This is a genomic window from Flavitalea plasmicola (assembly GCF_030546645.1).
In the GTDB taxonomy this organism is placed as follows: domain Bacteria; phylum Bacteroidota; class Bacteroidia; order Chitinophagales; family Chitinophagaceae; genus Puia.
Genome location: NZ_JAUOTO010000002.1, coordinates 218,175 through 232,851, shown reverse-complemented (window position 1 = coordinate 232,851; position 14,677 = coordinate 218,175). Strand labels below are relative to the sequence as shown.

Sequence of the window (14,677 nt, the reverse complement as noted above, 5' to 3'; positions counted from 1 at the left end):
ATATATTAGAGGATGTGAATAATTTATTTTATAAAAGAATTCAAACTTTAATACTTTTTTTAAAAAGTTTCTTTACTTTAGTTCTATAATTTAACCAGAACTTAACTATAGGGGTATACTCCTAATGCTGAAGAAACAACTTTCATATAGGAAGAGTATTGTAAAGCACCTGTATTTTTCAGGTCCTCTTTCCAGTGGTGAGTTGAGTGAGCGGGTAGGAAAAAGCCTCCCCCTGGTTACAAAGATCCTGAATGGCCTGATGGAAGAAGGTTCCGTAATAGACACGGGCCTGGCGCCCTCCACAGGCGGAAGAAGAAGGTCCATGTACGCGCTGAAGCAGGATGTCATGTACATCGTGTCGGTAGCCATGGACCAGTTCATCACTCGCATAGCGATCCTGGACATGCACAACAAGCCCGTCCGGGACGTCGAAAAGTTCGAATTGTCACTTGAGAAAAATCCAGGCGCCCTTTCCCGGCTTACCGAAAAGATCGCGCAGGTTATCCAGGCTTCCGGCATAGAGCATGAGAAGATCGTCGGTGTCGGGATTGGAATGCCCGGATTTGTGGACTCCCTGAAAGGCGTCAACTACTCATTTCTCGAAGTACCCGATGATTCGATCATAGAATACATAGGCGGTAAGCTTCACCTGCCCGTGTTCATCGACAATGATTCCAGCCTTATCGCTCTCGCGGAGCTCCGTTTTGGCGCTGCGCGCAACAGACGTTCCGCAATGGTCATCAACATCGGTTGGGGTGTTGGCCTGGGCCTTATCCTTGGTGGAGAGCTTTTCCGGGGCAACAACGGTTTTGCCGGAGAATTTAGCCACCTCCCTCTTTTTAACAATAACAAGCTATGCAGCTGCGGTAAGAGTGGCTGCCTGGAGACGGAAGCCTCCCTGCTGGTCGTCATCGACAAAGTGGTGGAAGGCGTAAAGAAAGGGGAGATCACCACTTTGCACCACCTGTCGGTGGAAAATGTGGACCAGGCTGCGGTGGATATTATCACCGCGGCGAAGAAAGGGGACAAGTTCGCCGTCAAGCTTCTTTCCGAAGCAGGGTACAGCATCGGCAGAGGCGTCGCCATTTTGATCCACCTGCTCAACCCGGAGGTCATCGTGCTCAGCGGCCGGGGCTCCACTGCAGGTAAGATCTGGCTGGCGCCCATCCAGCAGGCCCTGAATGAACACTGTATCCCGAGACTGGCATCCGGCACCGAGGTAGCGTTGTCCGCATTGGGGTACAGCGCGGAGATCATAGGCGCAGCGGCCCTGGTGATGGAGAACTACGGAAAGGAGACAAAAAGGGGGCACGGCAAGAAAGCGCCACAAGCCCATATTCAGGTATAAAAAAATTTTGCGCCATAATAATTGTCATCAAGTCAAAAAAAACCAAAAACAAATTGCTCATGAAACGGACATTCAAGCCGAAGCTCGCGTTAGCGATCTTATTCGTTGTCTCATCCCTGTTCGTCGGCTTCTCGGCCAGCGCTCAGGTGAAAAAGCTCGTGACCGGGGTGGTGAGAGATACATCCGGAGCCGCTCTTCCCGGCGTCTCAGTTAAAGTAAAAGGGACCACCACCGGTGGTGTCATCACGGATGACAACGGTGCTTTCTCCATTAAGGTAGATCCCAATGCCACGCTGGTCTTCAGTTCCGTGGGCTATGGTGCAAAAGAGATGTCCATCGGGGATGGCAGCAACCTGTCGGTCCTGCTGACAAAGAACAGCAAGGAGCTGTCCGAAGTGGTGGTGACAGGATTCGGCGTAAAAAAAGATGTGCGTAAAGTAGCCTACTCCGTCACGGAGATCAAAGGCAGCGAGGTGGTGGCCACCAACAACTCCAACCTGGGCAATGCGCTGCAGGGTAAGGTTGCCGGCGTCACCATTTCTCAAGGTACTGGCGGACCTTCTTCCAGCAGCCGTATCCAGATCAGGGGTAATGCACGTCTGGATGGCAATACGGAACCTTTGGTAGTAATTGACGGTATCCTTATTCGTCCCCAGACGACTGGCGCAGACTCCTGGGGCGGTGCCCAGGACTTCGGCAACATCGTCAAAGACCTGAACCCGGATGACTACGAGAGTGTCACCGTACTGAAGGGTTCCGCAGCTTCCGCATTATATGGTTCCGAAGCATTGAATGGCGTTCTCCTCATCACTACCAAGAAAGGTAGGGCCAGGAAAGGCATAGGCGTAACCTGGAACCAGACAGCTTCTTTCGACAAAGCATATAAAATGGCTGACCTTCAAAATCAATTTGGCGGGGGTCTTAGCTCCACATTCGCTAAAGATGGCCAGGGAAATGACGTGGTGGATATTTCCGCCAGCCCCTGGAATGGCAATAACCCCAACGGTGGATATTCTTACGGTCCTGCGCTGGACGGACACCTGGTAAAAGACCTGGATGGCCGTATGGTTCCCTGGAAAGCCAACAACCCCCTGAAAGACTTTTTTGTCACAGGACAGTTCATCAATACCAATGTGGCGGCTGAAGGAGGCAACGAGAACGGTACGTTCCGTCTTTCCTATACGAATCTGAACAACTCCAGCGTAGTGCCCAACAACAAGCTGATCAAGAACAGCTATAACTTCCATGGTACGCAAAAGCTGAACAATATGTTCTCGCTCGAAGCAAGCGTCAGCTATACCAATACAAATGTAAAAAACCCTGTTATTCAGGGCGGTGGTGGGACCTCCAATCCAGTAGGCGGATTTACCTACTTCATGCCGAGGAATGCACCGATCGCTTTTTACAAACAACGGAACAATTATGTCAACAAAGCACAAGGGGGCATCGTCACAGGTATCTCCGGCGATCCTTACTACATCGCCCACCTCATCTGGCCGATGATTGAAAATAATACAACAAGGCAGGAGAACGTACTGTTGGCCAACCTGGACCTGAATGCCAAGCTCACACCCTGGCTGACGGCCATCGTGCGCGGCAATGTATTGAACTACAACGACCAGACAGAGACCAAGAACCTTGGTACAGGCGCCAACTTCAGCGGTTCCAACGGTTACTATGAAATAGACCAGAGCGCCTATAGAAGTATTCGTGTACAGGGCTTGTTGACAGCTAACAGACAGCTCGGTCAGGACTTCGCTTTAAGCGCTACCATCGGGGGAGAGACAAACAAGAACCTGGGCGGTCCCAATAACAGGGCCTACAGCAATGGCGGTCTGAATACCCCCGGACTTTATTTTCTCTCGAACTCCGTAGCTCCATATACGTTTGCTCAGGGCTACAATAAATCTTACAGGACGGATGCCGTCTATGCTTATGGCGACCTCACCTGGAAGGAAATGCTGAGCTTGAATTTCAGCGTCCGCAATGACTGGTCTTCTGCATTAACCTATGCCGACGGCCATGGCAAATACACCTACGCTTATCCCAGCGTGGGGCTGGCATGGACTTTCACCGAGCTGCCGGTGTTTAAGAACAGCAATTCCGTGCTGTCTTATGGCAAGCTGAGAGCCAGCATCGGATGGACGGGTTACAGTGCAGATCCCTGGTCTACCAACGTTACAGGTCTGTATGGCTATGTAGGTACTTTCAATAATCAAAATGGTAACAACCAGGTGCTGAATTCGTTCAGCAATGGCAATGGCGGGTTCGACCTCACCCTGGGCAATCAACATCTTAAAAATGAGCTGGCACGCGAAATTGAATTTGGCGCCGACCTGCGCTTCCTGAACAACCGCATCGGTATCGATGTCACCTATTACAAAAAGAACTCTTTCAACCAGATCCTTCCCCTGGCTGCCGACATCGAAAGCGGCATCTCCGCCAGGACCATCAACGCCGGCAATATCCAGAACCAGGGTATTGAAGTATTGCTCACAGCCAGCCCGATCAGGTCAAAGGACCTCACCTGGGACATGACTGTCAATTTCACCCGCAACAAAAATAAGATCATCGAGCTTTATCCGGGTGTTACAAAGAAAGAGCTTCAGATCGCATTCGGCGCCGACGTAGCGGCCAATGCCATCGCAGGCGCTGATTATGGCGTGGTACAGACGGGATATGCTTTCGCTACCTATGATGGTAAGAACGCCTCAGCGAAAGGACAAAGGGTTATTGGCACCAACGGCTCTGCCACGGGCGGTTACCTGACCTACCTGCGTAGTCAGAACTACAACGGCGGCTCCATCAAGACCCTGGGCAACATCATGCCAAGGTTCCTGTGGGGTACTTACCAGACAGTGACTTACAAGAACTTCTCTTTGGGTATCCAGGTGGATTCCAAAGTTGGCGGTCTGATGGCTTCCTCTACTTCACAATATGGTTCCGAAACAGGTGTAATGAAAAATTCGCTGCCTGGTCGTAACGCCGCACTGGGTGGCATCGCATTCACCGATGGCAACAACGTTTCCCGCAATGATGGTATCATCCCGAAAGGCGTCATCGCTGACGGTACCATCGTCAACGGCACGGACCTGGGTGGTATGACCTATGCCGAAGCGGTAGCAGGTAAATACCTGACGCCGATTCCCGCTTATGCTTATTATGAGAATCTGACACAGTGGTCCACGGGCATCAGGGAACAGTCTATCTTCGACAACTCCTGGGTAGCGCTCCGCCAGGTAGCCATCGGCTATAGCCTGCCTGCTTCCATCTACAGAAAAGCGCACCTGAATGGATTGAAGTTCACCCTCACGGGTCGCAACCTCTTCTATATCTGGAAGAATGCTAAAGATGGTGTGAACCCCGAAGGGCTCTATAACAACCAGGCCAGCGCCTTTGCAGAAGGTGGTGGTTTGCCGTTGATCAGAAGCATGGGTGCAACCTTAAATGCCACATTCTAACATTGTCATACACCTAAATAATTTTATAATTATGAAGCTTTATAAATATTCCCTGCTGCTGGTGCTGCCTTTGACAGTGCTGGTATCGTGTAAAAAATCGGCCTTTGTAGAGACCAATATCAACCCTTCTACATTGGTGAACGTGGATCCCGGCGCCCAGTTCCTGTATGCAGCCCGGTCCTTCCCGAATGACTTCGAATACTACTATGATATCCTGAGGGATATCAATGCCTGGATGCAGTATACCACGGGTAATACAGGAAATAGCGCCGGTTTCAACAGGCCCGGAGGCAACTTCAACTATCGTTACGGAAATTATTACAACAATATCGGCACGCCCCTGGTAGATATCCAGCACATCATCGCAAAGATGAGCGATGCAGACAAGGCGGCACGGGTTTATGAAGGCGCTATTGCGAGCATTTACCTGGCACAGGCTACCTTCTATTGCAGCGATATCAACGGCAGCATTGTATACGGCCAGGGCTTCCAGGCCCGTTATGGCGGAACATTGACGCCGACGTACGATGTGCAGCAAAAGATCTTCGATACACTGGATGCTCAGATCAAGGCCGCCGTTACTACCCTGGAGACCAAGCAGAGTGTCGGACAGATCTATTATAAGACGTATGACCCATTTTTTACAAACTCAGATACGGCGGCTTATGTCAACAATTGGATCAAGGCAGCAAACGCCCTCCGTCTGAAGATCGCCATGCGCTTGATGAAGCGGGATCCCAATAAGCTGAAATCCATAGCGCAGGATGTATTGGCTGATGCGAATCAGATGAGCTCCATCGGCGATTCCTGGGTATTGCTCGTAGGACCCACCTATGCGGATCAGCTCGGCAACTATAATCCTACTGGTTTCCTGGCGGCTAAACCGATGATCGACTTCATGAATGCGTACAGCGATCCCCGGTTACCTTTCTACTATCGGAAAAATGGCGCCGGCTTATATGTAGGCAGCCCTACCAGCCCGGATATATGCGCATTACCCGCCAACCAGGCGCTGTACACATCGCCCAATAATCCTTTCTCCTCTCTCCAGCACCGTCTGTTTACACCCAATTATGATGAAGCAGATGGACAAGGCACTGGATCAGGCATCGGGTTCTTTCCTGTACTGACCTATGCGGAATACTGCTTTATCCGCGCAGACCTCGCTGCAAGGGGCTATACCTCGGACGTCGCTTCTGATTGGTATAATAAAGGCGTAACGGCTTCCATCAAGTTCTACGATGCAAGAGCCAAGGATGCCAAGATCAGCGACTATGCTGCTGTTGCTGATGGGGATATCACAGTTTATTTAAACCAGCCAGGCATCGCTTTCAATGCCGCCACAGCCACCGAACAGATCGCCTGCCAGGCCTACCTGGACTTTTTCCGTCAACCCGCCGAGGCCTGGGCCTGGTGGAAACGGACCGGCTTCCCCAATACGACTTCCGTCGTTGCGTGGTCACCGTTAAAAGCCAACGGCGCCGATGTCGTTTTGGCGCGCAGACCAGTGTTCACGCCGTACTCTGCGGCAGACGCCAACTACGCCAACCAAAAGGCAGCGTATGATGCGATGCTGGCACAGCCCGGCTTCGGCGCGTCCCTGGACGATTTCACAGGCCGTATCTGGTGGGATCAATAATATTGTTTCAATCAGCTAAACTCCGGGCCACCATTGGCCCGGAGTTTAGTATTTTTAATAATAGATGTCCGCGATAAGAAAATATATCCTCATACTGCTGCTTGGCGCCCTTTGGCTGCCATCCCATGCGCAGAATGACTCTGTTTTCAATGCCGGCCGTCTCTCCGCTTTCTGGCTCACTGGCATGGGCTCCGGGCCGTCAACGCACCTGCCAGCCTCTTCCGCAGGGAAGCTGCGCCTTTTTATCTTCCTGTCCCCGGAATGCCCGCTTAGCCAGAATTACTCCGGCGTGCTGAATCAACTGTATGCGGCATACGCCGCCGATTTGCAAATGGTGGGCATCATCCCCGGTAAAACATACCGACAGGCGGAAGTGGACAGCTTTATAAAAAAATATAAGATAGCCTATCCTTTATTCATAGACCCATTACTCGACCTTTCCCATTATTTGAAAGCATCCGTTACACCGGAGGCCATCCTCCTGGATACGGAAAACCAACTGGTATACAAAGGCGCCATCGACAACTGGTATAAGACCCTGGGCAAAGCTGGTGCACGGGCTACAGCACATTATCTCCGGGATGCGATTGAAGCGTCTTCCCGGCATCAACCGCCCTCGATCAAAAGGACCACGGCCGTAGGCTGCCTGATCAACGATTTTTAACGGCTACTATGAGAAAATTCTTTATTATATGCGGCATCCTGCTGGACGTGCTGTGCGTGCATGCACAGGACCCCTCTTACTATAAGGATATTGCCCCGATCATCCAGTCAAAATGCGCGCCCTGTCACCGCCCGGGGGAAGCCGGCCCCTTTTCCCTCCTCACCTGGGAGGACGTGGCTAAAAGAGCCTCCTTTATAAAAAAAGTTATACAAGGCCGCTATATGCCCCCCTGGCGGGCGGACAGGCAATATGTCCACTTTGCCAATGAGCGGGGCCTCAGCGACAATGAGATCGCCCTCATCACCCGCTGGATCGATATTAAAACGCCGCAAGGCAAACCCTCGGATTATCATCCCCCCGCCAACAAGCCGGTGCAGGGGACCCTGTACAACCGCGCCCCCGACCTGGTATTATCCACCTCCGATTCTTTTCATCTCATCGGAGACAACGGCGAACGCTTTGTCATCTTTAAGATCCCCTTCGAGCTGAAGGACTCCGCCAACGTGGAAGCCATCGAATTCTTCTGCAACAATAAGAAGCTGATCCACCACGCGAATTACGCCGTACAGGCCGTCCCCGATGAAAACATCGCCATCAAAGGCGGATATTCCTATGTCAACCTGACGGATGACGATCGCACCAAAGTAGACCAGTACATGCCCTATAGGAAGATCATGTCCTATTATGGCGGATACATTCCCGGCACCAGCTTCGAATATTTTCCAAAAGAATTCGGTTGGGTCATGCCCCGGCGGGGCGTTATCTTGCTGACGGTGCACTATGCCCCCTCGGCCACCGACGAAGCCAGCATTTGCGGCGTCAACCTTTTCTTCAAAAAAACACCCATCACCCGGGTGATGAAAGTGGTCAGCTTCGGCTCCGGCGGAATAGGAGAGGGCCAGATCGAACCGATCTTTTATATCAAGCCCAATGCAGTACAGACCTTCCGGCTGGAAGTCACCAATCCCAGCCAGGATCAATCCCTGCTCTACGTATGGCCCCACATGCACCTGCTGGGCAAGGAATACAAAGCATTCATCACCACCCCAGCCGGCGACACCATCCGCCTCGTCCATATTCCTGAATGGGATTTCCGCTGGCAGGAGATCTATCGCTTCCCTCATCCCGTGAAAGTGCCTAAAGGTTCCGTCATCCATCTGGAATGCACCTATGACAATACGGCCAATAATCCATTCAATCCTAACAGTCCCCCTAAGGCGGTATTCTCCATGGGAGATATGAAGACCAAAGACGAAATGATGACCATGATGATGGGATTCCTTCCCTATAAGGAAGGCGATGAAAAGATCAGTCTCGAATAAGTCAAAATGAACCTATGCCCGCACCTTCATTAAAAGCCCTGTTGCGGTGGGTGCCCTGCCTGCTGCCTTCCCTGCTCCTGGCTCAATCGGCCACTCCCTTGTTTACGCCTGTCAGCGCAAAGCAGTCGGGCATTAATTTCCTGAATAAGATAGAAGAGGACGACTCGCTGAATGTCATGCGGTATGAATATCTCTATAATGGGGCCGGCGTGGGGATCGCTGACTTCAACAACGACGGGCTGAACGATATCTTTTTCTCCGGCAATACAGGTCCCTGCAAACTTTTTTTGAATAAAGGTCACTTCACTTTCCAGGACGTCACGAAGCAGGCCCATGTGGCCGGCAATGGCACCTGGAGCACAGGTGTCAGCATCGCCGATGTCAACGGGGACGGTCTGATGGACATCTATGTATGCCATTCCGGCAAATACGCCGACAGCATGCAGCTAAGCCATGAGCTGTTTATTTGCCAGGGAATAGTCGACGGTATTCCCGTCTTTAAGGACATGGCCAGATCTTATGGCCTGGACGTGCCGGGCGCCCAGTCCACGCAAGCCGTCTTTTTCGATTATGACAGGGACGGAGACCTGGATATGTTCCTGCTGAACCACAGTAACCACACGTACAATCCCTTTCTCAATACCAGGAAGACTAGAGCCACTCCGGATCTCCATTTCGGCAACCGCCTCTTCCGTCAGGACAGGGATGCCAGCGGCAACATTCATTTTACGGATGTGACCTTCGGGGCCGGCATCGTCAATAATCCCCTGAACTTCGGGCTTAGCGCCACCGTCAGCGACGTCAACAGGGACGGATGGCCCGATATTTATACCACCAGCGACTACTCGGAAAAAGATTGCTTCTATATCAACAACCACGACGGGACCTTCACGGAATCGCTGGAACAATCCTTTACCCATATCTCGAAATATGCCATGGGCGCCGACATCGCCGACTACAATAATGACGGCCGTCCCGACGTGCTGACCCTCGATATGCTGCCGGAAGACAATCACAGGCAGAAATTGCTGAAAGGCCCCGACGAATACGATCAATATCATTTGCTGCTGGACAGCGGATACTATCATCAGCAAATGCGGAATATGCTGCAGCTGAACCAGGGCACGGATGAGCAGGGGCATCTCCGGTTCAGCGAGATCGGTCAGCTGGCCGGCGTTTCCAACACCGACTGGAGCTGGGCCGGTCTTTTCGCCGACTTTGACAACGATGGATGGAAAGATCTTTTCATCAGCAATGGGTACCTCCGTGATTACACGGACATGGACTTCCTGAAATATACGGCTCCCGACGCCAGGATGGCAGCCGCCCGCCAGGGCAACCAGCACTTTTCCACTTACGAGCTGGTAAAGAAGATGCCTTCCAATAAGATCAGCAACTATGTCTTCCACAACGATGCCAACCTGCAATTCACCAATGTTACGCGCGACTGGGGCCTCTACAAGCCCACCATCTCCAATGCCGCAGCCTATGCCGACCTGGATAATGACGGCGACCTGGACCTGGTCGTGTGCAACAACAACGAAACCGCGATGGTCTATCGCAATGAGGAGAACGAACTGAAAAAAAATCATTACATCGTTTTACGGCTGACGGGAGCAGGTTTGAACACAAAAGCATTCGGCGCTAAGGCAACCCTGGTTACTACGGACGGGGCCTTGCAGTACCAGGAGCTCTACCCGGTGAGAGGCTATCAATCCAGCATGGCGCCGGAACTTTTTTTCGGATTCCCCAAGGACAAATCCATCCGGGACATCACGATCAGCTGGCCCGATGATAAAATAACGGTGCTCCAGGCGCCCGCTTCGGATCAGACGCTCTCGGTAAAAGAGCAGGAAGCAGCCATCGCTGCGCCCACCCCTCCGCCGCACCCAAAAAAGATCTTCACGGACATCACGGCCCGCTCGGGGATCGCACATCGCCACAAAGAAGATAACTTCATTGACTTCAAGGACGAAGTGCTGCTGCCCTACCAGCTTTCCCGGCAGGGTCCGGCCCTCGCAAAGGCCGATGTCAATGGCGACGGACTGGAGGACCTCTTCATCGGCGGCGCCATCGGTGCGCCGGGGCGATTATACCTGCAGACGGCAGCCGGCGGCTTTGCGCCCGCTCCATCCCAGGCCTGGGCCGGAGATTCGGTGTATGAGCAGGTCAACGCGCTGTTCTTCGACGCCGATGGCGACGGTGACAAGGACCTGTACATCGTCAGTGGCGGCAATGAATACGCCGACCAATCCGAAGGCTTCCAGGATCAGCTATACATCAATGATGGAAAGGGAAATTTCAGCAAGGCGTCCGCCGATGCCCTTCCGCCGATGCTGAGCAGCAAATTCGCCATCGCCGCCGGTGACATCGATCACGACGGCGACCTGGACCTCTTTGTCGGTGGCAGGGGAATACCCGGCTCATTTCCGCTGCCTTCGAAGAGCTATATCCTGCGCAACGATTCAAAGGGAGGACAGGTGCATTTCACCGACGTCACCGATGAAGTGTGCGCAGCGCTTCGCCTGCCGGGAATGGTCACCGCTGCGGTATTTGCCGATCTGGACAATGACGCTTACCCGGAATTGCTGATCGCCGGAGACTGGATGCCCGTGAAGCTATTCCACAACGCACAGGGCAAATTGTCGGATGTCTCGGCCGCGGCGGGATTAAACAATTTGAGCGGCATGTGGTCATCCATTACGGCTGCCGATGTGGACGGTGACGGAGATACGGACTTCATCCTGGGTAACTGCGGCTATAACGACCAGTTCAAAGCTTCTCCCGCTCAACCCATGACCTTATACCTGGCGGATTTTGATAACAATGGCACTCTGGATCCCATCATGTGCTATTACATACAAGGCAAAAGTTATCCCATGGCTTCCCGCGATGAGCTGCTGGATCAGATGGTGTCACTGAAGAAGAAATTCGTCAACTACCTCAGCTATGCGGACGCCACCATGGAATCTATTTTTCCATGGGAGAAGATCGCACAGGCAAAAGTGTTCCGCTGTGACCAGCTGGCTTCCGGCGTCCTGTACAATCACGGCAACGGCCAGTTTGCATTCAGCCCGCTGCCCCTGACGGCGCAATTCTCAAAAGTATTTGGTGCCGTGGTGGATGACTTTGATGGCGATGGCACGAAAGACATCCTGCTCGCCGGCAATTTTTATCCTTATAAGACGCAGCTGGGACGTTGCGACGCCAGCATCGGCGTCCTGCTGAAAGGCAGCGCCGGTGCGGAGGGACAATACCGTGCCGTCGATCCCGGGATCAGCGGATGTTACATCGGGGGGGACGTGCGGGGAATGACGGAGGTCAGAAATGGCGCCGGGGAAAAATGGATCATTGTCGCAAAAAATGACGATCTGGTACAGATCCTAAAAGCCAACGATAAATGAAGCACGGAATTATTTTTATAACAGGCCTGATCCTGTCCTGTCCGGGACGCGCACAATCGTCCGGCGCCGCCAGGGACGCTGCGCTTTTGCACCGGGTCGAGAAAACAGTGACGGATGTCATGGTGCATGATATTTTTTCACCCCCGGTCGCCAGCAGAATTTACCTGTATACGAATGTGGCAGCCTATGAGACGTTGGTTAAAGCCGCACCATCACGCTATATTTCACTCCACCCCCAGGTGAAAGGATTTCCCGCCATCCCGGGTCCAAAAGAAAAAATATCAGCCCCGCTCGCTGCTGCCTATGCCTTTTTACTCGTTGGCAGAAGGCTGATCTTTTCAGAGCCTGTAATGGATGACTCCATCCGGAATATCCTTCGATGGTACCGGTCACAGGTGCCCGTGAGTACAGCATACGAACGATCCCTGCGATATGGCCGGCAGGTAGCCGATTCCATCATCGCCTGGGCGGATAAGGATAGGTATAAGGAGACACGCAGTCTACCGCGCTATCGCCTTTCCGGCGCCAAAGGAAAATGGATCCCCACGCCCCCCGCGTATATGGCCGCTGTCGAACCCCATTGGGGCAGGATCAGGCCCGTGACCCTGGATTCGGGCAGCCAGTTCAGGCCCGCCCCGGCGCCCGCTTTCAGTACAGACACCAATAGCCTTTTCTACAAACAGGCGTATGATGTATACACGACAGGGCTGCAGCTGACGGAAGAGCAGAAAACCATTGCCAGTTTTTGGGACTGCAACCCTTTTGCAGTGACCATGGAGGGACACCTTAACTATGCGACAAAAAAGATCTCCCCGGGCGGTCATTGGATCTCCATCATCGGCAGGGTATGCGCGCAACAGCATCGTACGATAATGGAATCATCCGCCGCATACACGATCACCGCCATCGCAATGTTCGATGCGTTCATCAGTTGCTGGGATGAAAAATACCGCAGCAATGTCATCCGGCCGGAAACCTATATCGATGCAAACATCGACGAAGGCTGGCGTCCGTTGCTGCAAACGCCGCCTTTCCCCGAATACACCAGCGGGCATAGCATCATTTCTACAACATGTGCCACTGTCTTGTCCCGCCAGTTTGGCAACCATTGCGCCTTTGACGACGACACTGAGGTGGAATTCGGACTGCCATCCAGGCACTTTGAATCCTTTCAGCAGGCCGCAGAGGAAGCCGCCATCTCCAGGTTTTATGGCGGCATACACTACAGGGCAGCGATAGAGACAGGACAAACCTCCGGCGCACAAATAGGGCAGTGGGTGCTGCAAAAGATCAAACTGATACAGGAGTAGTATCATAAGCGAACAGTTTATAATCCATATGGTAATGTAAACCACTGGCTGATAGTGGCATAGAAAAAGGGCACTTTTTTTGGTACCTTGCGTATGGAAATAACCTGTTTGTTAATCTTTTTTGCTAAAAGATCCTATGACTGATAAGAATGTACTCTATAAGAAGAAGATCATAAGAGAGCTGTACTTCGCCCACAACCTTAGCTGTTCAGACCTTTCCACTCGCATCGACATCAGCCTGCCGCTGGCTGCTAAAATGCTAAACGAATTGATGGAAGAGAATGTCATTGTGGAGACGGGCTTTGCTCCTTCTACAGGCGGTAGACGCCCTTTACTATATTCCCTCCGGTCAAATGTGCTTTATGTGGTTGCCGTTGCCATGGACCAGCTGTTCACCCGCATCGTCATCATGGATATGCAGCGCAGACACGTCACCGTGATAAGGGAAGTGGAGTTGCCCCTGGTCAACAATGGATCTGCTGCCGCCAGATTGGTGCAAAGCATCAATGAATGTATCCAGGGATCAGGCATCGCGAAAGAAGACATCGCGGGCATCGGGATAGGCATGCCGGGATTCGTGGATGCTAAGAAAGGCGTGAACTATTCCTTCCTGGACACGGGCGAGATGCCGCTGACCCGGTATATTACCACGGGCACCGGCGTACAAACTTTCATTGAGAACGATTCCAGCCTCATCGCCCTGGCCGAGTTCCGGTTTGGCGCTGCCCGCAACAAACGCTCCGCCATGGTGATCAACCTGGGTTGGGGCATCGGCCTCGGCATGATCCTCAACGGCGAGATCTTCCGTGGACACAATGGATTTGCCGGCGAGTTTAGCCACCTGCCCCTATTTACAAACAACAAGCTCTGCAGCTGCGGCAAGAGTGGTTGCCTGGAAACGGAAGCTTCATTACTCGTCGTAGTCGGCAAGGCCGAAGAAGGCATTCGCAATGGCCGCCTCACCCTGCTGGACCAGCTGCTGCCTGCAGAGAACGTGGACCAGGCTTGCTGGGCCGTCATCTCCGCCGCGGAAAGAGGCGATAAGTTCGCCGTGGAATTACTTTCGGAGGCCGGCTACAACATCGGCAGAGGCGTAGCCATCCTCATCCACCTGCTCAATCCGGAAGCCATCGTCCTCAGCGGCAGAGGCTCTTCCGCCGGAAAAATATGGCAGACACCCATTCAACAGGCCCTGAACGAACACTGCATCCCTCGCCTGGCCGCCAATGCCAGCATCGAAATATCACAGCTGGGATACAACGCGGAATTGACAGGCGCCGGTGCGCTCGTAATGGAAAATTATCTGCGAAATGAAAAGACTAATATTTCCAAGAAGGGAATTCCAGTCAACTCCTGATAGAATTCATCATCATTAACATTGAAATAACGAGCGTTGTTAAAACATCCGGATTATACCACGTAAAAAGACGGTATTTTGGAAAACTGCGGCATATTACCACAAAGTGGTATGTCGAATTGATGCAAACTTTATACTTTCATCTCCGAAATAATCCTGCCCTCATTTTTAC

General features: G+C 52.4%; 8 protein-coding genes. All 8 read left to right on the top strand.

Translation table 11 applies throughout. From position 1 onward, the window contains the following. Positions 1–124: 124 nt before the first annotated feature. The gene (locus tag Q4E93_RS06385; protein ID WP_303583538.1) at positions 125–1,348 is read left to right on the top strand and encodes an ROK family transcriptional regulator; all 1,224 of its coding nucleotides are present in this window, start codon (positions 125–127) and stop codon (positions 1,346–1,348) included. A 59-nt stretch (positions 1,349–1,407) separates the two neighbouring features. After that, the gene (locus Q4E93_RS06380; RefSeq protein WP_303583537.1) at positions 1,408–4,809 is read left to right on the top strand and encodes a SusC/RagA family TonB-linked outer membrane protein; all 3,402 of its coding nucleotides are present in this window, start codon (positions 1,408–1,410) and stop codon (positions 4,807–4,809) included. A gap of 31 nt (positions 4,810–4,840) precedes the next feature. Beyond that, positions 4,841–6,448 carry a SusD/RagB family nutrient-binding outer membrane lipoprotein gene (locus Q4E93_RS06375; RefSeq protein ID WP_303583535.1) on the top strand — a complete coding sequence of 536 codons (1,608 nt, stop codon included), beginning with the start codon at positions 4,841–4,843 and terminating at the stop codon, positions 6,446–6,448. Between the two features lie 64 nt (positions 6,449–6,512). Next, positions 6,513–7,112: a thioredoxin domain-containing protein gene (locus Q4E93_RS06370; RefSeq protein WP_303583533.1), complete on the top strand. Its 600-nt coding sequence runs from the start codon at positions 6,513–6,515 to the stop codon at positions 7,110–7,112. Positions 7,113–7,120: 8 nt separating this feature from the next. Continuing rightward, on the top strand, positions 7,121–8,434 hold the full coding sequence (locus tag Q4E93_RS06365; protein ID WP_303583531.1) for a cytochrome c: 1,314 nt from the start codon (positions 7,121–7,123) through the stop codon (positions 8,432–8,434). A 14-nt stretch (positions 8,435–8,448) separates the two neighbouring features. Then, the gene (locus tag Q4E93_RS06360) at positions 8,449–11,838 is read left to right on the top strand and encodes a VCBS repeat-containing protein (protein WP_303583530.1); all 3,390 of its coding nucleotides are present in this window, start codon (positions 8,449–8,451) and stop codon (positions 11,836–11,838) included. Then, positions 11,835–13,148, top strand: a complete 1,314-nt coding sequence (locus tag Q4E93_RS06355; RefSeq protein ID WP_303583529.1) for a vanadium-dependent haloperoxidase — start codon at positions 11,835–11,837, stop codon at positions 13,146–13,148. Before Q4E93_RS06360 ends, Q4E93_RS06355 begins: the two co-directional genes overlap by 4 nt. A gap of 136 nt (positions 13,149–13,284) precedes the next feature. Further along, positions 13,285–14,505, top strand: coding sequence for an ROK family protein (locus Q4E93_RS06350; RefSeq protein WP_303583528.1), 1,221 nt, complete (start codon positions 13,285–13,287; stop codon positions 14,503–14,505). Positions 14,506–14,677 lie beyond the last annotated feature (172 nt).